Here is a 22,091-nt window from a genome sequence, read left to right as displayed (position 1 = left end):
TTCAATCTCCTCGAATGGAATTACATGGTGGCGGTCAGGCCTTCGTCGGCGGCGATCACAGCGCCATGGACCGCGCTGGATTGGGGACTGGCCAGATAGAGAATGAGGTCGGCAATCTGCGTCGGGTCCATGAAGAACTGGCGCCGGGGGCTGGGAAGGTTTTCCATCAGCGCCGCGATCGCCTGCTCGCCCGCCGGTGTGCGCAGGCCAGCGGTCAGGGGCGTCGCGACGGCGCCGGGGCATACGCAATTGATGCGGATGCCTTTTGGTCCCTGTTCGGCCGCTAGGGTGCGGGCCAGCATGGCGACCCCGGCTTTCGATGCCGAATAGGCGCTATCGCCTGCACGACCCGCAATCCCGCTGACCGAGCTGACGAAGATGATGCGGCCTTCGCCCCGCGCGATCATCGCGGGAAGCACTGCTTGGGTGACGTAGAAGCTGCCTTTCAGATTGACGTCGATATGCCGGTCGAACAGCGCGATCGGACTGTCCGGCACCGGATTGGGCTGCCAGATGGCAGCGTTGTTGACCAATATGTCGGCGGCGCCGAGTTCGGTTTCGATCGATGCTACGGCGTGCGCCACCGCATCGGCATCGGCGATATCAACCTGCCGGGCTGCCGCGACGCTACCACTCGCTATCGCGGCGTCGAGTTCATCCTGGGGGGCGTTGGACAAAATGGCGACTTTCGCGCCCTGCGCCGCGAAAGACCGCACAACCGCTTCGCCGATCCCCGACGTGCCGCCGGTGACCAGCGCAATCTGTCCGGCAAAGCGGGTCATTGCGCGGTATATCCGCCATCGACCACCAGTTCGGAGCCATGCATGTAGCCGGACTCGTCGGAGGCCAGGAAGCGCACCGTCTTGGCGATGTCGATAGGATCGGCCATGCGCCCAATCGGATGGGCGGGGGCAAGGCCCTTGGCGGCCTCCTCCACCGACGCCGCGAACCCATTATCGACGATCCGTTGCAGGATGTGATCGACCATGGTGGTGTTCACACCGCTGGGGTGAACGCTGTTCACCCTAATCTTGTAGCCAAGCGCCGAGAACTCCATCGCGCAGGCTTTCGAAAATAGCCGCACGGCGCCCTTCGATGCGCAATAGCCGGTATGCAGCGGCGACCCGATCATGCCCGCTACCGACGAAATGATGATGATGGAGCTGCCGAAGGGACGTTGGGCACCGGTACGCTGCATCAGGTCGGCCGCGACTTTCGTGCCCAAAAACGGACCATCGACATTGACGGCCATCTGTTTGCGCCATTGTTCGATGCTGGTGTTCTGCATCTTTTCGACCACCACGATACCCGCGACATGCACCAGAATATCCAGCGCGCCATGGTCCGCCTCGACGGCGGCGACCACCCTCTGCCAGTCGTCCTCGTTGGTGACATCTAACGGGTGATATTGGCTGTTAGCTATGCCTTGGCTCCAGGCGGTTCCGTCGGCAGCGATATCAGCGCCGATAACGGTAGCGCCTACCTCGGCCAATGTGCGGCAGATTTCCGAACCGATGCCACCGGTGCAGCCTGTCACCAGTGCCACCCGTCCTTCGAGCGAAGCGATCATTATGCGTCTCCTTGAATGTGATGATCGGTCAATGGCGTGAACAGGCGGATGTCCGGATCACCCTCGACACAGGCCCAGCCTGCGACCGACATCGCCTTGTGATAGGGCATGTCCGCATGGGCACGCCGTGCCGCTTCATTCGCGAACACTTCGATGAAGACGAACAGCGCGGGGTCGTCCTGGCTGCGCATGACCTGAAAGATCGGGACATCGGGTTCATTCGCCCGCACGTCCTTTTGCAGTTGGGCGACGAGCGCGGCAAAGCTGTTTGACTTTTCCGGCTTCGTGCGGACATGCATGAGTACGCCAATCATCTGTGAGGCCTTTCGATCAATGTATTCGGATTTGCTGGATAAGGCGGTCAGGCTGGCGCAAGGGCCAGATCCGGCAGCGGCCCGGCCGCATATCGCGGCGCTGCTGGCTCAGCGCCATGATGATCCCGATGCTCTCACGCTGCTGGGACTGGTCGCCCAGCGCACGGGAGACGATGCCGCAGCGCTGGACGCCTTTGCGCGCGCGCGGGCCGGTGACCCGGACAATCCCGCTCGCCTCGGCAACCACGCCATTGCGCTCAAGAAGGCCGGGCGATTTGCGGAGGCGATCGAGACGTTGCAACGGTCGCTTGTCTTGCGCCCAGGATCGGCGGTGACGCTTGCCAATCTCGGTTCCTGCCTGATCGCCGCGGATCGCGCCGAAGAGGCCGAAACGCCATTGCGTCAGGCTATCGCTGCCAATCCTGCGCATTTCGAAGCATGGAACAATCTGGGTGTCGCGCTTGCGCGCACGAGGCGGCAGGGCGATGCGATCGCTGCCTATCGCAAGGCGCTCTCGATCCGCCCCGATCATGTCGAGGCGGCGCTTAATCTGGTCGACGCGCTGTCCGCAGAAGGGCGCATGAGCGAGGCCGAAGCAAGCGCGGTGCAGATGGTCCAGCGCCTGCCGGGACATACGCGCGCGGCCAATCAGCTCGGCGGACTGCTGGAAACGAAGGGCAATCTGCAAGAAGCGGTTGCTATTTATGCGACCGCATTCGCAACCGGGCCGATCAACCACCCCGTGGGCGTCAACCTGGCGCGCGCCTTGATCCGCATGGGCCGATATGATGACGCCGTCGGCGTGACGGATCGTCTTATTGCGGCATTGCCAACCGTGACGACCCCGCTGGCTCTCAAATCGGCTGCCCTCGATCATTTGGGTCATGCCGAAGAACGGCGCGAACTCATCGGACTTGATCGGTTCGTAAAGGTCGTGGATGTCGACAGCGCGCCAGGTTTCTCCACCATGGCCGCTTTCAACGCCGCCTTGGAAGGCGAACTGCGCAGCCACGCTTCGCTGACGTTCGAACCGGACGGTCTTGTGACCCGCAAAGGGCAGCAAAGCGACGACCTTGCGAAGGCCGACACACCGGCGTTGCAAGCCTTGGCGCAGATTGCGACGGGCGAGCTTGAGGCCTATCTGGCGGGTCTGGTCCGTAGCGCACACCCCTTCGTACAAGCGATGCCCGATCGTTGGACGCTGACGATGTGGGGAACGATATTGTCGCCGGGCGGCGCCGTGGAACCGCATATCCATGCGCCCAACTGGCTGTCGGGGGTCTATTATCCCGCCTTGCCGAAAGAAACGGTCGAAGGGCAGCAGGGTTGGTTCGCGATTGGGGCCTTGCCCGACAGTCTGGGCGGTGGTGGCACACGCCACGCCTACGAACCACGGGCGGGGCGGATGATCCTGTTCCCATCCTATCTGTGGCATACGACCTTGCCCTTCGGCGGTGCGCAAGACCGGATAAGTTTTGCGTTCGATCTTGTCCCTGAAGGCATCGGGCGCGCCCACAGCCTGAAAAATTTGCCGGGTCGGCCACGCTGACCCGGCAGGTATGTCCAGATCGCGTCGGACAATGACGGCGATCGGGAGGGGACAGGCTAAAGTCATCTTGTGGCTCAGAATTTCGCGGCAAATTCGACACCAAAGGAGCGCGGCGGCGCATAATTGGTGAAGTTGAACAGCCCTGCGACGGAATTGGCGGAAACACGGTAGACCTTGTCGAGCAGGTTGCGTCCGTAAACCGACACTCGGTATTTTTCCGACGGATCGGACCAGTGGATGCTGGCCCCGACCAGCGTTCGCGCCTGCCCCTGCGTGAAGGGTGCGTTGAGCGTCACCGATTCATATTCCGACTGGTAATTGGCATCTGCATTCAGGCTGATCTGCCCCCATGCTGCAGGTGGAAATTCATAGTTTGCGGTGACATTTGCCGTAATCTTCGGCACGTTGCGCAACTTGAGGAAAGACGCATCCTCGTTCGTGCCGTTGCCATCGATATCGGTAAAGAATTCGAGATATCTGGCTTTCTGATAGCCCATCGAAGCGCCCAGCGTCAGGCCATCGACCGGCACTGCACCCAGTTCCAGTTCCAGTCCGTAGACCTCGGCCCTACCGGCATTGGTCGTGCGTGTCTCCTGGCCGGGCAGACCCGTGATGGGGTCGATGAACGGCACGACCGTGTCACGCTGCAGATCATTATATTTCACGTAGAAGGCAGCGGCGTTGAAGCGCAGGCGACGATCGGGCGTTTCCGTTTTCAACCCCAGTTCGAAACTGTCCGCCGTCTCCTCCCGAAAGGGCAGGGCAGAGGTTGCCGACATCGCCTGCTCATTATAGCCGCCCGACTTATAGCCCTGGCTGTAGGTGAAATAATTGTTGATCCCGTCGGCAATTTCCCAGCGATAGCCTGCTCTGATCGTCGGCTTGGAGAATTTGGCACTATCGGAATATTCCGGCCAGAACCCCGTTGCGATCGTGGACCTGCGGACCTGCGGCCGGATGGAGAAGCTCTTTTCCTCCTTCGTATACCGTCCACCCAGGAACAGCGAGAAGGCGTCCGCCAGCTTATATTCGGCTTCGCCAAACACGGCATAGCTATCGACCTTATAGTCCGCCGTCGACTGGTTCGGATCGGTGAGCGCCGTGGGATCGCCAAGGAAACGCAGGAAGCCCAGCAGAGACGTCGCGTTGGCGTCCAGCGTCTGTCCCCAATACATGGCGCCTACCGTCATCTTCAGCCTGTCCGAAAAATCGGAGCTGAAGCGGGTTTCCAGACTATATTGCTCGCGCACATCGTCGCGGGTCGACACGAAGAGAAAGGCGTTCTCGCCGGTATAGTCAGACGGCAGGATCGATTTCACACGGCGGTATCCACCCACCATCGTTATCGCACCGACACCATCTATCCTGTGCTCGCCCCGCAGATATAGTCCATCGACATCGATGCGATGCCCCCGCAACGTGCCGGGGCAGGTCGGCGTGGTAGCATTGCCGACATTGTTCGCGTCACCCGCACATAATGTCGTGCCGGTCTCAAAAGGGCTTTTTCCGGTTGTCTGGATGCCTGGAAAACCAACGACGTCGAACAGAAACCCGGCGGGCGTCTCATTGACACTCGGCGGTGAATCGCCGCGATCGCGCAGCATTTCGTAGGTCAGCATTAAATCGGTGTCGGGCGTTGGTTCCCAGAGCAGTTTGGCCCGGCCGCTGAAATAGCGGCTGCCACTGCGACGCTTTCCCGTGTGTCAACGGCGGTCGGATTTTAGGCCAGCATGGCGGAGTAAAAGCAGGCCAGTGAATGTGGCGCGGATGATATGCAAAGGGCCCCGATCGGGGCCCTTTGCATATTGGCCGTTTTCGGCATTTCAGTCGGGCGTGGTGGCCTGGTTTTGGTCCGCCCCGGCGGTGCGGCGGCGGCGGGCAGACTGCTTGAGCCGGTAGCTGTCGCCATTCATGGCCAGGATGCTGACGTGGTGGGTAAGGCGATCAAGGAGCGCGCCAGTCAGCCGCTCAGAGCCCAGGACCTGGGTCCAGTCCTCGAAGGGTAGATTTGAGGTCACGATCGTGGAGCCGCGCTCGTAGCGCTGGGAGAAGGTTTCGAACAGCAGTTCGGCCCCCGTCGGCGAGAGCGGGACATAGCCCAGTTCATCGACAATCAGCAGTTTTACGGCGGCAAGTTCGCGCTGCATCCTCAGGAGCCGCTTTTCATCGCGGGCCTCCATCAACTGGTTCACCAGGGCGGCAGCGGTGGTGAACAGGACGCTGAAGCCCTTCTGGCAGGCGGCCAAGCCCAGGGCGAGCGCTACATGGGTTTTGCCTGTCCCGCTGTTGCCCAGCGCGATGATGTTTTCCCGCCGCAGGATATACTCGCAACGCGCCAGTTCGAGCACGAGCATCTTGTTGAGGCTGGGGATGGCCGTGAAGTCGAAGGTGTCCAGGCTCTTGACCGCCGGGAACCGGGCGGCGCGGATACGGCGCTCCACCGTGCGCCGCTCCCGGTCGATGAGTTCCAGCTCGATAAGGCGCAGAAGATAGCGGGTATGATCCACGCCATCGCGCGCACATTCCCGGGCCAGCTTCTCATACTCGCGCAGCACGGTGGGCAATTTGAGCTGCTTGAGATGATGCGCCAGCAGCACCTGCGGCGTGCCCGCCGTCGTGCCGATGGGCATCTTGTCATCCCCCGCCCGGCTCATGCAGCGATCCCCGGCAGCAGGCTGGCATAGTCGGCAGCGCGTGTGGTCTTGACCTCCATCCTGGGCAGGTGCGGATACGCTTCCAGGTCGAGCCGGGCGGGTCTACGCTCGATCCGCGCCAGTGCGATCTGCTTGACCGCATCGAAGCCGATAGCCCCGATGTGGATGGCCTCTTTCACCGCGAAGGTCACCACCTCCATCGGCATTGCCTCAAGCAGGCGCAGGACCTGAATGAACTCGCGCTTCCCCTTGTTGCCCATCCGCACCTCAAGGAGATGCCGCAGGTGCTGGAAGTCCTCCGGCAGGGTCCAGTCCTGAAGCGCGGCGGCCTGATCGAGCGCGCCTGGCTTGGTCTCGATCAGCGCTAGATAATGCAGCGGGTTTGCCACAAACATGGCCTCGCCATAACAGCGCGGATGACGGGCAATCTCCTCGCCCCCGCACAGGATGGCAACCCGGTCGACGAAGCCCTTCACTACAACGTCCTGGAAGCCATAGCAGGTCGGCACCGAGTAATCGTTGGTGCGGTAGCGCACGAGCGCGGTCGAGGAGACGCGTGCCCCCTTGGTCTCGCATGGTTCGAACGTGCCGGCGGGCAGCGGGCGCAAAGCCGCCAGATCTGCCGCCAGGCGCTCCCCGATCGTCTCGGTGTGGCGCCCGGCTCGCTCTTCCTGCCGGGCCCGGCACCGCCGTTCCAGCTCTGCGTTGAAGTCGTCATAGGTCGCCGCGCGCGGGATCGGCACCATGAAGTGCGAGCGCGCATACTTCACCAGCCCTTCGACCTTCCCCTTGTCGTTGCCCTTGCCTGGGCGGCCAAAGCGATCGGCAAACAGGTGGTGGCTGACCAGCCCCGTGAAGGCCTGGGTCCGCTCACGCTTGCCATCCCCGCAGATTTTGGCGACCGCGATCTTGGTATTGTCGTACAGGATCGAGAGCGGCACCCCGCCAAAGAAGGCGAACGCGCAAACATGTCCGTCCAGAAAGGCTTCCGTCGTCTCGGCAGGATAGGCCTTCACAAAACAGGCATCCGACTGCGGAAGGTCCATGCAGAAGAAATGCACCTTCTGCCGCACTCCACCGATCACGCCCACCGCTTCGCCAAAGTCCACCTGAGCGTGCCCTGGCGGATGCGCCAGCGGCACGAAGGTCTCGCGGCTGCGCACACGGCTCTGCCGCACGTAATCCTTCACCACCGTATAGCCACCGCCGTAGCCATGTTCATCGCGCAACCGCTCAAAAATCCGCTTGGCCGTATGCCGCTGCTTGACCGGCGCGACGTAATCCTCAGCCAGTATCCGGTCGATCACCGGCAGCAACAATCCTAGCTTCGGCTTGGCGACAGGCTTGGAGCGCGTGTAGCCAGGCGGCAGCGAGAAACGGCACATCTTCGCGATCGTCTCTCGGCTCAGGCCGAAAACCTTCGCTGCCTCCCGCTGGCTGTTCCCTTCAACAAACACAAAGCGGCGTACCGCTGCATAGCTCTCCACGGCAAACATCCCCGGCCGCTCCAAAAAGAGCAACCTTACCAATGGCTGGTTTTTACTCCGCCGCGCTCAGCAATTTGCCGGCGCTCCATTGGCCTGGTTTGTCACCGCCCTGCACACCCGTGCCCGGCAGCCCCTGTATGCCATCGACGCCATTATTCTTCGACAGGCGGTAATAGCCATCGCCTTCCTGGAAGGAGCCGGCGACGCGAAAGAACAGATTGTCCGCAAGCGGGATGTTGAGCGACGCCTTGATATCCTTGGTATTGAAGCTCGAATAACCCACACGCAACTCGCCGCCAAAGGTCCGTTCGGGGCGTTTGGTGAGGACATTGACGACACCGCCGACGGTGTTCTTCCCGAACAAAGTTCCCTGCGGGCCGCGCAGCACTTCGATGCGCTCTATGTCAAAAAGGTCGAACAATTGGGTCTGCACATGCGCCAGCACGAAATCGTCAACGACGACACCGATTGCAGGCTCGAAGGTCAGGATGATATCGCCTGTGGATTGCCCGCGGATGCCGATCGAGGCGGCGTTGAAGCCGGGCACATTGGTGATGACCACGTTCGGCACATCGCCGGCAAGTGCGCGAATATCCGTCGCGAACTTGCGATCGATGGCCTCCGATGAAAAAGCCGTGACGGCAATCGGCGTGTCCTGAAGCGATTCCGACACACGGCGGGCGGTAACGACGATATCTTCGAGACCCGACACCTGGCCGCGCTCTTGCGGCGCTGACGCTGGCGGTGGGTTTGAAGCGACTTGCCCTGCATCCGTTTGCGCCACGGCAATGGTGCTGACGCTTGAGAATAGCAGGCCTGCGGCTGCCCCGTAGACGTAATTCGACCGTTGGCGGAATCCACCCATAGCATCCTCCCTCTCAAATCCCGGTCGCTTGTGTTGCGACTCGGAATGGTGACCACTGCCAATGCAGCGACATCCATAAAAGAACATAGATGTTCGTTTATTGAAAGACCAAAAAGACAATCATGCTTGCTTTTTATATGAACACTGTCCTGACAATTATTTATCGATGAATTTGAACATGTTACATGTAGTACGGAAAGGTGACGGGTTTCGCCCACGCGCGGTATGCGGCCGCCAATTCCGGTTCCGCGCAAGCGAAGTACGCACGGGATCGCGCACCCTGGCTGTTCCGATGATCTTGGATGGCCCTAGTTTGCCGGGCGGCGCGCGCAGTCGCAAATAATGGTCGGATCGCTTGGCTGCGATCGTCATCGACTTCCGCTTACCCTGTGGCGCAGCGCGGAGGCGTCAAAGCCTTGGTCGCATTGGCTGCCCTTAGGCAGCAGTTCGACGAATATCAGTCGTCTGGAATGTCGGCGTATATTTCCTCACCGATCAATTCGGTTTCATACACGGCGATCGGCTTTTTCGTGAGCGTGCCGTTAGGTGTGCCGTCACGCATGTTGAAACGGATACCGTGCAGGGGGCAGAAGATATACGGTCCCTTTACCTTCCCACCCTCCAGCAGGGCATAGGCGTGGCTGCACATATTCTCGATCGCGAAAACACCGGCGCTGGATCGGCACACCAGGACCGAACGACCATCGACGTCGAACGCCTTGCTCCCTGTTTCGGGCACATCATCCAGAGTGGCGAGCCGATGTCGCGTCATACAATATCCTGTTCCATATCATCCGTAATGGCATGGTATAGCGGCCGTAAAAAAAGACAATCCTGAATGTTTTATCTGGACGCACGGATCGCCTGCGTTATCGTAGGCATCATACAGGGCGTGACAATGCACGCTGGATCAGGAGAGTGATATGGGCCGGGTAGAAGGCAAGGTTGCGTTGGTCACAGGCGGCGGTTCGGGCCTTGGTGCCGCGGATTGCGTCGCGCTGGCACGAGAAGGAGCCATGGTGGTCGTAACCGACGTCAAACTGGAAACCGCCCAACGCGTTGCGGACCAAATCGGCGGCGACGCAATGGCACTGGCACTCGACGTAGCGTCGGAAAAAGACTGGATTACCACCATGGAGGCCATCGAACAGCGGTTCGGGCGGCTCGACATATTGGTGAACAATGCTGGCGTCGTGTTGAGCGCCGATGTCGAGGGCACCACGCTGGAACAATATCGCTGGGTCAATGCGGTGATGAGCGAAGGCGTCTTTCTGGGATGCAAATATGCGATCCCGTTGATGAATCGGAATTATGGCGGGTCCATCATCAACATGTCATCCACGGGCGCGCTGCTCGGCTATCCGATCTTCTTCGCTTATTCCGCTGCCAAGGGCGCGGTGCGGTCGATGACCAAGTCGATTGCGGTGATGTGCCAGGAAAAAGGATATAAGATTCGCTGTAATTCGGTGCATCCCGGCTCGATCGAAACGCCGATGGTGCAACAGGCGGAGGGGCGGCCCGGTCATGAAAAGACCGTTCCCGCCGGTGTCTTGAAACCCGGCGAAAGCGGCGCGCCCGAAGATGTCGCGGCGATGATCATATTCCTGGCGTCGGATGAATCGCGCTTCGTCACTGGCGCGGAGATGGTGGTCGACAATGGCGTGACCATCCGGCCTTTCTGACCGGACGGCACGGGGCGCGTTGGACCCGCCCCGTGCCTGGGTTCAATCCGGCTTGCTCATCCACTGGTCGAGATGGTTGTGGAAGTGGCGCAGGCGCGCTTCCTGCTCTCCCCATAGCGGCCCGCGAAAACCGCGTGAGCGGGCACCGGCCTGAACGATAGGGAGAAGGTCGGAATCCTGATCGAGCACTTCGCCCATTCCCGGCGATTCCCCTAGGGCGGTATGCACCACGTCAGGCCGTGTCCCGCCCGACATATCGACATCGTCCGCCAATCCCATCCACAAGGGCGCACCATAACCGGGCACGTCGATGTGGCGATATAATATCGTGGTGTCGTAGGTGAACTGGTTCGGGTCGTCGGCATGCGGTTTGAACCGATGCAGGAACACCGCTTCGGGATGACAGCCGATCTGGGCATTGGGGAACACGCCGAATATGGTGGCGTCCGTCAGCTGCGCGTCGCTGAACCGGTCATAGTCGAGGCCCAGGCGCTTGGCCCGGTCCCGCTTGGCCATGGCGATGGCCGACCGGCTATCAGCGGCGGTGCCGTCAAAACGCTCCGGATCAAGCCCCGCATCCTGAAGCATGACGGCGATACCCGGATTGATCCCTTGTTGATCGGGGAAATGCGAATTGGGCTGGCCAAAGGGCACGAACTGGCGGCTCATGCCATTTTCAAACAGGTCGATATGAGTGCGGTCGTCCAGCATCCCCATGGTCTGCGGATGAATGGCGTGAAGGTGATAGCTTTCGTAAAAAGCATCTACCCCGCCTTTCCAATTGGCAGCCCAGTCGGACCGGCGATGCTGAACCACATACATCTGGTCCATTTCATAGGTTTCGAGCATGGGCAGGATGGTGCCCAGATAGTCGCGCAGCGGGGGCACATCGTCCGACATGGAAATGAAGACCAGCCCGGCCGCTTCCTCCACGCGCACCGACGACAGGTTGATGTCGTGGCATAACACTTCGGGCCGGAATGTCTCGGCGTCGGTCACGGCGATGTTGCGACCGTCGAGCGCGAATTTCCAGCTGTGGAATGGACAGGTGAAACTGCTCTGCGATCCGACATCGTCCATCACCAGTCGGCTGCCGCGATGGGGGCATACGTTATAATGAGCGGCCAGCGCCCCATCGTCACCGCGCACGATGATGAAGCTTTCGACGCCGATGTCGAACCGCATCCAGTCGCCTGGTTCGCGCACGTCGCTGACTGGCCCTGCCAGCAACCAGCATTTGGTGAAGACCCGGTCCCATTCCTTGGCGGCAAAATCGGCGTCGGTGTAGCGGGCCGGGTCGGGCACGGCTGTGCCATTATCGACATAGGGGGCAGGCGCATCAAAGGGATGCACCGACCCCTTATGCACGGCCCAGCTTCGGGGATCATAATTCATGACCGTGGCCCCTGTGCCATGCGCCGGTCCAGTTCGGCATGAAAATGGCGCAGCCTCGCTTCCTGTTCGCTCCACAAGGGACCGCGGAAGCCGCGTGAGCGTGCGCCCGCCTGGACGATGGGAAGAAGGTCGGAATCCTGATCCAGCACTTCGCCAAGGCCCGGCGGCTCGCCAAGGCCGGTGTGGACGATGTCGGGCCGGTCATCGCCGGTCAGGTCGATATCGTCGCCCAGCCCCATCCATGCAGGCGGGCAATAACCCGGTGCATCGACGTGGCGATACAGGATGCAGGTGTCATAAGTGAACTGGTTCGGATCGGTCGCGTGCGGGAGGAAGCGGTGCAGGAAGATTGCTTCGGGGTGGCAGCCGACCTGCGCGTTGGGAAACAGGCTATAGACCGTCGAGTCACTCAGTTGCGTATCGCTGAACCGGTCATAGTTCAGGCCGTGTCGCGCTGCGCGCTCCCGCTTGGCCTGCTGCACCGCTGCCCGCGTGTCATGGGCCGTCCCCTGATAGCTGGCGGGGTCGATCCCGGCGTCCTGCAACATCATGGCGATGCCTGGATTGACGCTATCCTGGTCAGGGAAACGAGGGCTGGGTTGGGCAAATGGCACGAACTGGCGGCTGAGGCCACCGGGATAGAGATCGATCTGGGTGCGGTCGTCCATCAGACACTGGGTCTGGGGATGGACGGCATGGAGATGATAGATTTCGGCAAAGGCATCGACGCCGCCCTTCCAGTTGGCACCCCAATCGGACTTGCGATGCTGGACGACATGCATCCTATCGATTTCATAAAGCTCCAGTTGCGGCAGCACGGGGCCGAGCCATTGCGCGACCGGCTCGATGTCGGGGTCCATGGAAATGAAGACCAGACCAGCGGCCACTTCGCAGCGGACAGAGGTCATGTTCAGATCATGGCATAAGACCTCCGGGCGGAATGTTTCAGGGTCGGTAACCGCGATATTATGCCCTTCCAGATCGAACTGCCAGCTATGGAAGGGGCAGGTGAATTGCGCTGCGCTACCCGTGTCGGCAAGCACCAGCCGACTGCCGCGATGGGGGCAGACATTATAATGCGCATAAACATCGCCATTATCGCCGCGCACGATGATGAAGCTTTCCGGCCCGATGTCGAACGTGGCAAAGTCGCCCGGTTCGCGGACGTCGGACAGGGGGCAGGCCAGCAACCAGCTTCGGGCGAATACCGTTTCCCATTCTGCGGCGGCGAATGCCTTGTCATGATAGCGCGCGCTGGTCGGGCGATCGGTGCCGTTGTCGATCGGCGGAGCTGGATCGTTAAAGGGGTGGGGTGTCCCGACATGGATATTCCACAGGCGGAAGTCGACCGTCATCGCATCTCTCCTTTGCGACCTTCATTGTCGCTGCGAGTCCGTTCTGAAGCGGCTCGACTTGCAATAAAAAACATGCATGATTGTTTTGCAAGCTTATTCGCTTTTTGGCCGGTGCGGCACAGGCGCAATGAGACAATATGAGAGGATGAAGCGATGAGCCAGACATTCGGGCCAGTGTTCCAGATCGCCTATGTGGTGCCGGACGCGATGGCAGCGATCGACCATATGGTCCGCACGATGGGCATTGGCCCCTTCTTTCTCTTTCCTCTGCCATTGCAGGCCGAATGGATCGAGGTGCGGGGCCAGCGCGTGGCGCCGGATTACGACCTACTGGGACAGGCGGCGATATCCTATAGTGGCGATACCATGATAGAGATCATCCAGCCTGGCAGCGCGCCATCCATCTATCGGGAATTTCTGGATGCAGGACGCAGCGGCGTGCATCATCTGGGCACGATCGCCACCGACTATGACGCACAGATGGCGGCGGCCCGCGCTGCAGGGATTGGCGTCGCCTTGGAAGGTGTGCTGCCCATATCGCGCTTCGCCTATCTGGATACCGACAGGCTGTTTCCCGGCACCATGGTCGAACTGATCGAAATGGGCGAACCAATGCGGGCATTATTCGCCGATGTGAAGGATGTGGCGGCACGATGGGATGGCAAGGATCCGGTTCGGTCGCTCTAAAAGGAGGGGCGGCCCATCAGGGCCGCCCGTTGCGCAAGTCGTCCGCTCGTGTCCGCATATAGTGGCGGATATTTTCACGGTCCTTGGCGCTTAATTCCTCGAACTGGGGCATGCCGTTGGAAACCAGCATCCCATCATGCAAGATCGCGGTCAGTGTCTCCGCCGACAGGATGACGCCCGATGTCCGCAGGTCAGGCGCAACGCCGCCTGCCACAGCCCCGCCGCCATGGCATACGGCACATCGCTGGTTGAATATGCCTTCGCCCGCTTTGGCCGCCGCCGCATCGGGGCGGAAATCCGGGTCCGCCGGCGCCGTGGGGGTGTAGGGGGTCTTGGGTGGCAATGTGCCCTTGCCATCCAGGGCAAAGGTCAGGACGCGGCGCGCCTGGGTGCGATAATCAATGCCGAACTTAGTCATCAAGGGACCGAACAGCCCGGCGCTCGTACCCATGCCTGCGATGACGGTGACATATTGCGTGCCATCGACCCAATAGCTGATCGGTGGCGCGACGATCGGCGCGCGCGCGTCGAAATCCCACAGCGTCTTGCCGGTCTTGGCGTCATAAGCGTTGAACCGGGAATCGGGATGCCCCTGAAACACCAGGCCGCCGCCCGTCGCCATCACGCCGCTGTTGAAATGGCCAGGTGTGGGAATGCGCCATGCTTCCTTCTGCGTCACCGGGTTCCAGGCGACCAGATAGCTCAGCACCGTTGCGCCTGCAGGAACGCGAATGTCCGGTCGCACGCCATAGTCGAGGGCCATGCCACCGGTGCGTTTCCAGTTCTTAGCCGTAATGCCGCTGTCGTCGAACGTGACTTCCAGGTCGATCGCCGGAATGTAAGTCAGGCCCGATTGCGGGCTGAACGCCATCGGCACCCAGCTATGCGCGCCGACGGGCGTCGGGCGGAAAGTCACCGGCCCATTTTCGTAGCGGACATTGGCGATTTCCACCGGCCGTCCGGTCTTCAGGTCGATGTTCTTGGCCCATGTCGTCGTAACGAAGGGCTTGGCCGAGATGAGTTTGCCGTTGGTCCGGTCGATGACGTAGAAGAAGCCGTTCTTCGGCGCCGTCATCACCACTTTGCGCAGCTTGCCGTCTATCGTCAGGTCGGCGAGCTGCATGTCCATCGCGGCGTTGAAGTCCCAGCTTTCGCCCGGATTGATCTGATAATGCCATTTATAGGCACCGGTCTTGGCATCGACCGCAACGATCGAGCAGAGAAACAGATTGTCGCCCTTGCCCGCGCTGCGGATCTTGCGATTCCATGGGCTGCCATTGCCAGTGCCCAGCAACAGCGTGTCGCTTTCCTCGTCATAGGTGATGGCGTTCCACACCGTACCGCCGCCGCCATGTTTCCACCATTCGCCGAACCATGTCTTGGCCGCCATTTCCATGGCTTTGTCTTCAAACCCGTTGGCGGGATTGCCCGGCACCGTGTAAAAACGCCATTTCTGCGCCCCGGTCTCCGCATCATAGGCCGTCGCATAGCCCCGAATGGCGGCTTCGTCCGCGCCGCCATTGCCGATAACGACCATGCCGTCGAACACACGAGGCGGGCCGCTGATGAAACGATAGTCGTCCTTGCCCATCGTCTGCGCGGTCCAGACCGGCTTGCCGGACTTTGCATCGATGGCGATCAGACGACCATCCTGTGTCCCGGTATAAACCTTGCCATTCCAATAGGCTATGCCACGGCTACCCCAGCCCTGGCGTAGCTTGTGCCCGGACGCTTCGGGTGCCTTGGGGTCATATTGCCATAGCAGCTTACCCGACCGCACATCGATGGCATGAACAATGCTGTAGCCCGATGCAAAATAGAGAATGCCGTCTATTTCGATCGGCCCGGTCGCAGGATTGCCCACCGGCAGATCATAGGACCAGGCAAGGCCAAGCCGCTTGACCGTGTCGGCGTTCACCTGATCCAGCGGGCTGTAATGTTGTTCGCCATAGGTGCGGCCAAATGCCGGCCAGTCGCGCCCGTCACTGCCATCGGTCAGTTGGGCGCGCCAGACGCTGGTCGCTTCCCTTGGCTCTGCGGTGGCATCTAGCGCTTCACCATCCGCTCGGCCGCACGCCGTCAATGACAGCGCGAGCGCGAGCGGAGCGAACAATATCGATTTCATCGGCCGAACTTCGTCCCGATTTCCAGACCGAAATAGCGTGGCGGACCAAATTGACTGTTGAGCCACAAGCCCGCGACATTTTGCGACGCGATGCGATAGCGCTTGTCGGACAGGTTGCGACCGATCAACCGAGCGAAATATTTGTCATTCACTTCCGCCAGCGTGATGGAAGCGTTGAACAACGTACGCGCATTCAGGAAGGTGTTGCCGCGCGGATCGTCGATCGCCTGCGTGGACAGGTTGCGCCCGCTATAGGCCGCATTGCCGTTCAGAACGACCTTCCAGTCCGCACCAACCGGCACCTCATAGGTGCCATCCACCGTCCATTGCCATTTGGGCGCGCGATCCAGCGGCGCGGTCGCCAGGTCATAGCCAGCACCGGGCGCATTATAGGTTCCGTATTTCGCGTCCTGATACCCCATCACACCGCGCAGAGTGAAACCCTGAAACGGCGTAGCCGATGTTTCCAGTTCCAAGCCGTTGACGGTCGCGCTTGCGGCATTGACGAATACCGTCACCTGATTGGGCTGCCCATTGACGGTGATCGGCACGTTTAGCTGCTTTTGCAGATCCTTATATTTCACATGGAAGCCGGTCAGGTTGAAGCGCAGGCGACTATCGAAAAATTCGCTCTTGATGCCGGCTTCGAAGCTGTCGGCGGTTTCCGGGCGGGTCGCTGCGGCCGCTGTCCGAAAGGCGTCGAGATCGCTGCCAAATGCCGCAAATCCGCCGATCTGATCGTTGAACCCGCCGCCCTTGAAGCCATGGGAGAATGTGCCGTACAGGAAGACATCACGCGTTGCCTGATAGCCCAAGCTGGCGCGGTAGGTCAGTTCGCGGGCGCGCGCATCGACGCTGACGACGCCTGCGGGATAGTTGAACACGCTGGCGTCCAGGGCGTTGCCGATTGTGATCGTCGGATCAAATCCGCCGCCAAGAGCTGGGATAAAGGTCTGCTGACGGCCAAACCAGGTTTTGTTTTCCCAGCTATAGCGCGCGCCGCCCGTCAATGTCAGACCGGGCATGATCTTGAACGTGCCTTCGGCAAACACGGCCTTGGACTCGGATTTTTGCGCGTTGCACAAAATATAGGGCGTGTCGTTCCAGTTGCCAAAGGGCAAGGGACCGCTGGTCAGGTCGAGAAAGCCCAGAACTTGCCCGACGCAGAAGTCGATCTTTTCCTTCTGATAAAAGCCGCCGAAAACCGCATCGAAAGGCCCGCCGGTGTCGGTCGCAAAGCGCAGTTCCTGCTGCCAGGTCTTGCGGTCATCGTCACGAGTCGCGTCGAAAAAGGACAGCGACTGGCCGTCGGCTGCAACGGGCGCAGCGCCTGCATAGCTGTTGGGCAGGCGCGATCGCTGGAACCGATAACCCGAAACCGATGTCAACGTGCCGATATTGAAGTCGAAGTCGAGATTGAGGTAGATCCCGTCCACGCTGATCCGCTGGCCTAGCCCCATTTTCAGAAGAGCGTCGCTGCGGCCGGTATAAGCAGCGTTATCGAGTGGATCATTGCTGTTGGGATTAGGGATGATGGTTTTAAGCAGGTCCGTCAGGAACGGCGCAGACCCCGTGTAGAGCGCATTTTCGTTGACGGAAGGCACGACGTCGGAGGTGTCGCGAATCCATTCATATTGCAGCAGGGCATGGACCCTATCCGTCGGCTCGAACAACAGCTTGGCTCGCGCCTGCCAGACATCCTTACCGCCCAGGCGTTCGCCACTAAGGCATCCGGCTGCGCCGTCGAATTTGCTGGGGACAAATCCCTGTACGGGGCCGTAGCAGGCGCCATTGCGATAATAGCCCTCGCTCTTTTCATAGCCGCCGACAAGGCGGAGGGCGAGAATATCGTCCACGATCGGCACATTGACCGCCGCCTGTATCTTGCGCGTGCCAAAGCTGCCCGCTTGCGCGCGCGTTTCGATGGACAGTTCATTCATGACCGGCCGTTTGCTGCGCACGGTGACGGCGCCGCCCGTCGTGTTCTTGCCAAACAACGTGCCTTGCGGTCCGCGCAAGACTTCAACCTGCGCGATGTCGAACGTATCGAGCAATTGAGTCTGGACGCTGGACACGACGAAGTCATCCATCAGCACCGCGACGGGCGGCTCGAAATAGACGATGATGGTCGTCTGGCCGACCCCACGCATGGCAAAGGATGCGGCGTTGAAATTGGTGATCGTCCCGGCCGAAAAATTCGGGACATAGGCCGCCAGGTCGCCAATATCGCGGGGGCTGGCCTGTTGGATCAGGGTCTGGTCGATCGCGCTGACGGCAATCGGCGTATCCTGAAGATTGGTGGCGCGACGGGTCGCGGTGACGACTATGTCCTGAAGGCCGACATTGTCGGTCTGCGCGGCCTGCGGCGCGGTTTGCGCATTGGTCGTCTGCGCCGATGCCGGTGCTGCGACGACAGCGGCAGCCAATGCCCCACAAGCGGAACTCACGAGCCAGATTCTGTTGATCATGTGTTTGTCCTCTCCCTGCGCCGAACCGTTATCGGTTTCGTTCCCCAGTTGCTGGCAGATTAAACGAGAAGTTGGAAAAGGCAATCAGGCATGTTTGTTTTTTATCATGGCCATTTTGACGCTGGGCTTGAACTTTGTTGCGATGCAGCAAAGTGATCGGCGCGTCTCTTTTTCCTTGTAGATACAGGCATGATTGTTTTTAATCGAATGGCGGGGCGCGCGCCGATCCGGTCGACCCGCTGCGGAAGGAACTGCACCATGGCCTATAGTTTTCTGTCGCGCTTTCAGGTTTTGCCTGAAAAGGAATCCGAGTTTGTAAGTCTCGCCCGCCAGATGGAAGGGCTCGTCGATCGTGAACCCGGAACGCTCGCCTTTCAATTTTTTCGCCTGGCGGGCGAAGGCATGTTCGCGGTCTTCGAATCCTTCATCGATGAAGCTGCGGATAAGGCGCATATGGAAACAGCGCATGGCAAACCGCTGATCGAAAAGATGATCGGTTGCATGGCGGGCGGCTACGAGCGCGAGATGCTCTATGACCTGGAAGGGGAAACGGTATGAGCGGCAAGAGCTTTATTGCGCAATTGCGCAGCAAGCCGGAAAAGCGCACCGAACTTATCGCGTTGCAGGGGGAACTCAAGGCGCTGGTCCACGCGCGGGAACCCGATGCGATCGTGTATGAACTGTTCCAGTCGGAGACGGACGCCGATCTGTTTCAGGTCGTGGCGACGTTCCGCGACGATGCAGCGTTCGACCATCACATGCAGATCGATTTTCATGAGCGGCTGGTGCCGTCGATCCTGGCGTGCGTCGATGGCGACATGCAGCTGGACTTTTATCGGTCGCTCGGCTGAGCAGTCAGGATCGGGGAGAGGGCGGTAGGTCGCGCAGCAATGTCGCAGGATCGCCGTCCCACCATTCGGCTGCCTTGCGCAACGCTTATGTGATGGCGGGTCGGAAGGATGGCGCTATCGTCAGTCTCTATCCCGTGGGTAGGGGACTGTCCGTTTTTCAGCGAAGGCCGCTATCCCTTCGCGGCTGCCCGCACTCGACAACGTCGCCATGCCAAAGGCATTGCCGACCCGCAGTCCCTGGGAGATCGGCATGTCGACCGCCATGTCATATAGCGCCTTGCCATTGGCAATCGCATCCCAGCTATGACCCAAAATGGTCTGGGCATAATCGATAACGTGGTCGCGTAGCCGATCGCCGGGCACGACATCGCTGACCAAGCCCAATTGCCACATGCGGGCCGCGGGTACCGGGTCACCGGTCAGGATCATCGACATGGCCATTGATCGGGGGATTTGACGGGCAAGCCGCTGAATGCCACCCGCAAAGGCGAATAGTCCACGCTTGACTTCGCTCAGACCGAAACAGGCATGTTCGGCGGCAATGATGATGTCGGCGGCCAGCGCCAGTTCCAGGCCACCGGCAACAGCTATGCCGTTGACCGCAGCGATCAGGGGCTTCGTCCGCTGGCGTTCGGTGATGCCGGCAAATCCGCGTCCGGGGATCAGGCCATGGCCGGGACCGATCCGGGCGGCTTCCTTCATGTCCATGCCGGCGCAAAAGGCGATGTCGCCTGCGCCAGTCAGAATGACGGCACCGATTGTCGGGTCGCTTTCAGCGAGGCTCATCTGTCCGTCGATGGCGGCGGATGTCGCCGCGTCGATGGCGTTGCGGCAATGGGCGCGGCTGATCGTCAGGATCAGGATAGAGTCAAGCCGTTCGACGATCAATCCGGGGGTAGCGGCGGTCATGCCCTATCCTCGCCCGCGCGATTTTTCATAGGCGATCCAGCTTGGCAGCGCTTCGGGGAAATCGGCCGGACGTGGGTCGGGATAGGCATGATTGCGCATGGGGGTACGCAGGATGTCGGGATAGTCGGCAACCGCGACATAATAGAGGAAGTTGATGACGCGATCGGCGAATTTCCAACCGTCATCGGTATTGCGATATACATCGTCATACCGGATGGCGGCGACCATCATGCGATTCATGCGCCACAATTCGGCATGGCCCGATACCCTGCCGATCGCCTCTGTTTGTCCGTCGCCGACAAAGTCTATCAGGACGTCATGCATGAAATGATGGCCTGGACCCAAAACATCGAAGCGGCCATCATATTGGTCGAGGATCGCATCCACCCCGGTCGCGTTCATCACGCCATCGGCGGATCGCAAAGTTGCATCGTCGGTGAACAATGTGCCGATCAAATCGCGCTGCCGATCGTCGATATAGAAGCAATAGCGGGCGACGAGCTGCCGGATTTGCGACTCCGCCTCCAGTCGCGCAATCCTGTGCGCCAGATCCTTCACATCACTCTCCCCAGGCATTTTCCTACGGCCCAAGCATAGGCCTGCTTTCTCGACAGCATCAAGAAAAAAGCATTCACGCTTGTTTGTATTGTGGCTATCATCCAGATGATAAGCCGCAGTCAGGCGTCTGAAAAAATCTCAAGGAGGATGTCGTTCAATGATATGCGGTGTGCATCATCTGGCGGTTTCCACGCCCGATCTGGAACGGTTCGTCGATCATTATCAGCGCTGGTATGGATTTGAACGAGTAGCTGACGGTGGCTGGGAAGCGGACAACGAACGGATCGGCCGGATGGTGCAATTACCCGGCTCCGCCGCCCATTATGCGATGATCCGGCTCGACCGCTTCTATATCGAAGTGTTCCAATATCTCGAACCCGTCGGCACGCGCACTGATCGCCGCATGTGCGATCATGGGCTGATCCACCTATGCCTTTATGTCGATGATATCGAAGCGGAATATGCCAGGCTTAGTGCGTTGGGCATGGACTTTCACTGTCCGCCCGGCGGGCCGGACACGATGCAGGCCACCTATGGTCGCGATTGCGATGGTAATGTCGTGGAATTGCTACAGGTCATCGCGCCCGACCACCCCTTTCCGTTCCTTGGCACCATGGATCAAGCTGCGCCACCTTCGTCGAAATAATCGGGTATGCCGCCGGGCCAAACGACGCCCCACTGTGCCTGGCCGCCATCCAGAATGATGAGGTCGCCGTTGATGAACCGCGCGGCGGGGGAGGCGAGATAGGCGATGGACTGGGCTACATCCCATGCGTCGCCGCGTTGCTTCATCGGGTTGGCCTTATGGAACCGCGCCAGCGCTTCTTCGGGATACATGGCAAAGCCTTCGGTCTCTATGACGCCGGGGCCAATGCAGTTCACGCGGATATTATGCGGTGCCCATTCGGTGGCCAGCGTCTTGGATAGATAGATGACGCCCGCCCGCGCGGCGCAGGTATGCGCGGCCTGCGGCATGCCGCGCTCGACATTGGCGACGATGTTAACGATATTGCCCGGCTTGCCGTCCGCGCGCCAGCGCTTGGCGGCTTCCTGCATCATCCACCATGTGCCGTTCAGATTGGTATCGATCACCGCCAGCCAGCCCTTGCGCGAAAAGTCGATCGCGTCCTGAGGGAATTGCCCTCCGGCATTGTTGACGACGGTGTCGATCCCGCCAAATCTGTCATGGACTGCGCCAATCAGCGCTTCTACCGCATCGGGATCGCGGATCGTGGTGCTTTGCGTGAAAATCTCGACGCCCGTGGCTTCCAGAATGACGTCGCGTGCCCGCAGCAATTTATCCTCGTCCCGCCCGCAGATCGCGACGTTGGCCCCCAGTCGCGCGGCGAGAAAGGCGGCTGCTTTTCCCATGCCGCTGCCACCGCCGGTAATCAGCAATGTCTGTCCAGCCAGCATGTCGGATCGATAGACTGTGTCACGCACGGCCAAATCGGCATCGGTCAACCCGCGCTTGGGGCGGGTGGGGTCGTTGAGGTCGGGCCTGAAAATCTTGGGTTCGCTCACGCCCCGCTACCTTTCTCGATCACGCATCCCATTTGGGGATGCATCACGCCATCATGCTTATATCCCTGCCTAGCAAGTCTGGAATAAAAAACAAACAC

The 22,091-nt window shown here is 60.3% G+C and carries 21 protein-coding genes; 6 read left to right on the top strand and 15 right to left on the bottom strand.

Translation table 11 applies throughout. From position 1 onward, the window contains the following. Nucleotides 1-20: 20 nt before the first annotated feature. Genes OVY48_RS04835 through OVY48_RS04825 form a run of 3 tightly spaced genes read right to left on the bottom strand, consistent with a single transcriptional unit; the run spans nt 21 to nt 1,884 of the window. Entirely contained in the window at nt 21-782 is a 762-nt protein-coding gene (locus OVY48_RS04835) for an SDR family oxidoreductase (RefSeq protein ID WP_313921947.1), read from the bottom strand. After that, a complete protein-coding gene (locus tag OVY48_RS04830; RefSeq protein ID WP_069064414.1) occupies nt 779-1,570 on the bottom strand; it encodes an SDR family oxidoreductase in 792 nt (263 codons plus the stop codon). The genes OVY48_RS04835 and OVY48_RS04830 overlap by 4 nt, the downstream gene beginning before the upstream one ends. Continuing rightward, entirely contained in the window at nt 1,570-1,884 is a 315-nt protein-coding gene (locus OVY48_RS04825; RefSeq protein WP_069064413.1) for a putative quinol monooxygenase, read from the bottom strand. Before OVY48_RS04825 ends, OVY48_RS04830 begins: the two co-directional genes overlap by 1 nt. Nucleotides 1,885-1,903: 19 nt before the next feature. Between OVY48_RS04825 and OVY48_RS04820 the strand changes: the two genes are divergently transcribed. Beyond that, nucleotides 1,904-3,433, top strand: a complete 1,530-nt coding sequence (locus tag OVY48_RS04820) for a tetratricopeptide repeat protein (protein WP_313921946.1) — start codon at nt 1,904-1,906, stop codon at nt 3,431-3,433. 74 nt (nt 3,434-3,507) lie between these two features. On the opposite strand, the gene OVY48_RS04815 is transcribed toward OVY48_RS04820, so the two are convergent. From OVY48_RS04815 to OVY48_RS04795, 5 genes are all read right to left on the bottom strand, one after another. Then, nucleotides 3,508-5,052 carry a TonB-dependent receptor gene (locus OVY48_RS04815; RefSeq protein WP_313921945.1) on the bottom strand — a complete coding sequence of 515 codons (1,545 nt, stop codon included), beginning with the start codon at nt 5,050-5,052 and terminating at the stop codon, nt 3,508-3,510. Nucleotides 5,053-5,256: 204 nt separating this feature from the next. Next, nucleotides 5,257-6,087 carry an IS21-like element helper ATPase IstB gene (gene istB, locus OVY48_RS04810; protein ID WP_125946501.1) on the bottom strand — a complete coding sequence of 277 codons (831 nt, stop codon included), beginning with the start codon at nt 6,085-6,087 and terminating at the stop codon, nt 5,257-5,259. After that, nucleotides 6,084-7,583 carry an IS21 family transposase gene (istA, locus tag OVY48_RS04805; protein ID WP_313921745.1) on the bottom strand — a complete coding sequence of 500 codons (1,500 nt, stop codon included), beginning with the start codon at nt 7,581-7,583 and terminating at the stop codon, nt 6,084-6,086. The genes istB and istA overlap by 4 nt, the downstream gene beginning before the upstream one ends. A 43-nt stretch (nt 7,584-7,626) precedes the next feature. Beyond that, the gene (locus OVY48_RS04800) at nt 7,627-8,559 is read right to left on the bottom strand and encodes a TonB-dependent receptor plug domain-containing protein (protein ID WP_313921944.1); all 933 of its coding nucleotides are present in this window, start codon (nt 8,557-8,559) and stop codon (nt 7,627-7,629) included. 337 nt (nt 8,560-8,896) lie between these two features. Continuing rightward, a complete protein-coding gene (locus OVY48_RS04795) occupies nt 8,897-9,211 on the bottom strand; it encodes a Rieske (2Fe-2S) protein (protein ID WP_313921943.1) in 315 nt (104 codons plus the stop codon). Between the two features lie 151 nt (nt 9,212-9,362). Here OVY48_RS04795 and OVY48_RS04790 point away from each other — a divergent pair, with 151 nt between their 5' ends. Next, nucleotides 9,363-10,121: an SDR family oxidoreductase gene (locus OVY48_RS04790; protein ID WP_313921942.1), complete on the top strand. Its 759-nt coding sequence runs from the start codon at nt 9,363-9,365 to the stop codon at nt 10,119-10,121. 42 nt (nt 10,122-10,163) lie between these two features. Here OVY48_RS04790 and OVY48_RS04785 read toward each other — a convergent pair whose 3' ends face one another. Both OVY48_RS04785 and OVY48_RS04780 read right to left on the bottom strand, forming a co-directional pair. Then, nucleotides 10,164-11,516, bottom strand: coding sequence for an aromatic ring-hydroxylating dioxygenase subunit alpha (locus tag OVY48_RS04785; protein WP_313921941.1), 1,353 nt, complete (start codon nt 11,514-11,516; stop codon nt 10,164-10,166). After that, on the bottom strand, nt 11,513-12,871 hold the full coding sequence (locus tag OVY48_RS04780; protein ID WP_313921940.1) for an aromatic ring-hydroxylating dioxygenase subunit alpha: 1,359 nt from the start codon (nt 12,869-12,871) through the stop codon (nt 11,513-11,515). The genes OVY48_RS04785 and OVY48_RS04780 overlap by 4 nt, the downstream gene beginning before the upstream one ends. Before the next feature lie 153 nt (nt 12,872-13,024). Between OVY48_RS04780 and OVY48_RS04775 the strand changes: the two genes are divergently transcribed. Next, nucleotides 13,025-13,558 (top strand): VOC family protein, encoded by a 534-nt coding sequence (locus OVY48_RS04775; RefSeq protein ID WP_313921939.1) that lies wholly within the window; start codon nt 13,025-13,027, stop codon nt 13,556-13,558. 16 nt (nt 13,559-13,574) lie between these two features. Here the strand turns inward: OVY48_RS04775 and OVY48_RS04770 are convergent, their stop codons facing one another. Further along, nucleotides 13,575-15,683, bottom strand: a complete 2,109-nt coding sequence (locus OVY48_RS04770; RefSeq protein ID WP_313921938.1) for a PQQ-dependent dehydrogenase, methanol/ethanol family — start codon at nt 15,681-15,683, stop codon at nt 13,575-13,577. Then, nucleotides 15,680-18,151: a TonB-dependent receptor gene (locus OVY48_RS04765; RefSeq protein WP_313921937.1), complete on the bottom strand. Its 2,472-nt coding sequence runs from the start codon at nt 18,149-18,151 to the stop codon at nt 15,680-15,682. Before OVY48_RS04765 ends, OVY48_RS04770 begins: the two co-directional genes overlap by 4 nt. Nucleotides 18,152-18,358: 207 nt before the next feature. Here OVY48_RS04765 and OVY48_RS04760 point away from each other — a divergent pair, with 207 nt between their 5' ends. Both OVY48_RS04760 and OVY48_RS04755 read left to right on the top strand, forming a co-directional pair. Then, nucleotides 18,359-18,709: an antibiotic biosynthesis monooxygenase gene (locus OVY48_RS04760; RefSeq protein ID WP_313921936.1), complete on the top strand. Its 351-nt coding sequence runs from the start codon at nt 18,359-18,361 to the stop codon at nt 18,707-18,709. Further along, a complete protein-coding gene (locus OVY48_RS04755) occupies nt 18,706-19,002 on the top strand; it encodes a putative quinol monooxygenase (RefSeq protein WP_313921935.1) in 297 nt (98 codons plus the stop codon). The genes OVY48_RS04760 and OVY48_RS04755 overlap by 4 nt, the downstream gene beginning before the upstream one ends. Nucleotides 19,003-19,122: 120 nt before the next feature. Here OVY48_RS04755 and OVY48_RS04750 read toward each other — a convergent pair whose 3' ends face one another. Together OVY48_RS04750 and OVY48_RS04745 are read right to left on the bottom strand one after the other, a co-directional pair. Continuing rightward, complete coding sequence (locus tag OVY48_RS04750; protein WP_313921934.1) at nt 19,123-19,911, bottom strand: enoyl-CoA hydratase-related protein; 789 nt, start codon at nt 19,909-19,911, stop codon at nt 19,123-19,125. Between the two features lie 3 nt (nt 19,912-19,914). Beyond that, a complete protein-coding gene (locus tag OVY48_RS04745) occupies nt 19,915-20,469 on the bottom strand; it encodes a nuclear transport factor 2 family protein (RefSeq protein ID WP_313921933.1) in 555 nt (184 codons plus the stop codon). 157 nt (nt 20,470-20,626) lie between these two features. Here OVY48_RS04745 and OVY48_RS04740 point away from each other — a divergent pair, with 157 nt between their 5' ends. After that, a complete protein-coding gene (locus OVY48_RS04740) occupies nt 20,627-21,115 on the top strand; it encodes a VOC family protein (RefSeq protein WP_313921932.1) in 489 nt (162 codons plus the stop codon). On the opposite strand, the gene OVY48_RS04735 is transcribed toward OVY48_RS04740, so the two are convergent. After that, nucleotides 21,088-21,993, bottom strand: coding sequence for an SDR family oxidoreductase (locus tag OVY48_RS04735; RefSeq protein ID WP_069064398.1), 906 nt, complete (start codon nt 21,991-21,993; stop codon nt 21,088-21,090). The genes OVY48_RS04740 and OVY48_RS04735 overlap by 28 nt on opposite strands. Nucleotides 21,994-22,091 lie beyond the last annotated feature (98 nt).

Source organism: Sphingobium sp. SA2 (assembly GCF_032227065.1).
In the GTDB taxonomy this organism is placed as follows: domain Bacteria; phylum Pseudomonadota; class Alphaproteobacteria; order Sphingomonadales; family Sphingomonadaceae; genus Sphingobium.
Note: the sequence above shows the minus strand (reverse complement) of the source record. Positions and strands in the feature narration are given on the sequence as shown.

Bases quoted from the DNA above. Each gene is read 5' to 3' on its own strand.
- OVY48_RS04835 (WP_313921947.1), bottom strand. From the start codon at position 782: ATGACCCGCTTTGCCGGACAGATTGCGCTGGTCACCGGCGGCACGTCG.
- OVY48_RS04830 (WP_069064414.1), bottom strand. From the start codon at position 1,570: ATGATCGCTTCGCTCGAAGGACGGGTGGCACTGGTGACAGGCTGCACC.
- OVY48_RS04825 (WP_069064413.1), bottom strand. From the start codon at position 1,884: ATGATTGGCGTACTCATGCATGTCCGCACGAAGCCGGAAAAGTCAAAC.
- OVY48_RS04820 (WP_313921946.1), top strand. From the start codon at position 1,904: ATGTATTCGGATTTGCTGGATAAGGCGGTCAGGCTGGCGCAAGGGCCA.
- OVY48_RS04815 (WP_313921945.1), bottom strand. From the start codon at position 5,052: ATGCTGACCTACGAAATGCTGCGCGATCGCGGCGATTCACCGCCGAGT.
- istB (WP_125946501.1), bottom strand. From the start codon at position 6,087: ATGAGCCGGGCGGGGGATGACAAGATGCCCATCGGCACGACGGCGGGC.
- istA (WP_313921745.1), bottom strand. From the start codon at position 7,583: ATGTTTGCCGTGGAGAGCTATGCAGCGGTACGCCGCTTTGTGTTTGTT.
- OVY48_RS04795 (WP_313921943.1), bottom strand. From the start codon at position 9,211: ATGACGCGACATCGGCTCGCCACTCTGGATGATGTGCCCGAAACAGGG.
- OVY48_RS04790 (WP_313921942.1), top strand. From the start codon at position 9,363: ATGGGCCGGGTAGAAGGCAAGGTTGCGTTGGTCACAGGCGGCGGTTCG.
- OVY48_RS04785 (WP_313921941.1), bottom strand. From the start codon at position 11,516: ATGAATTATGATCCCCGAAGCTGGGCCGTGCATAAGGGGTCGGTGCAT.
- OVY48_RS04780 (WP_313921940.1), bottom strand. From the start codon at position 12,871: ATGACGGTCGACTTCCGCCTGTGGAATATCCATGTCGGGACACCCCAC.
- OVY48_RS04775 (WP_313921939.1), top strand. From the start codon at position 13,025: ATGAGCCAGACATTCGGGCCAGTGTTCCAGATCGCCTATGTGGTGCCG.
- OVY48_RS04770 (WP_313921938.1), bottom strand. From the start codon at position 15,683: ATGAAATCGATATTGTTCGCTCCGCTCGCGCTCGCGCTGTCATTGACG.
- OVY48_RS04765 (WP_313921937.1), bottom strand. From the start codon at position 18,151: ATGATCAACAGAATCTGGCTCGTGAGTTCCGCTTGTGGGGCATTGGCT.
- OVY48_RS04760 (WP_313921936.1), top strand. From the start codon at position 18,359: ATGGCGGGGCGCGCGCCGATCCGGTCGACCCGCTGCGGAAGGAACTGC.
- OVY48_RS04755 (WP_313921935.1), top strand. From the start codon at position 18,706: ATGAGCGGCAAGAGCTTTATTGCGCAATTGCGCAGCAAGCCGGAAAAG.
- OVY48_RS04750 (WP_313921934.1), bottom strand. From the start codon at position 19,911: ATGACCGCCGCTACCCCCGGATTGATCGTCGAACGGCTTGACTCTATC.
- OVY48_RS04740 (WP_313921932.1), top strand. From the start codon at position 20,627: ATGATATGCGGTGTGCATCATCTGGCGGTTTCCACGCCCGATCTGGAA.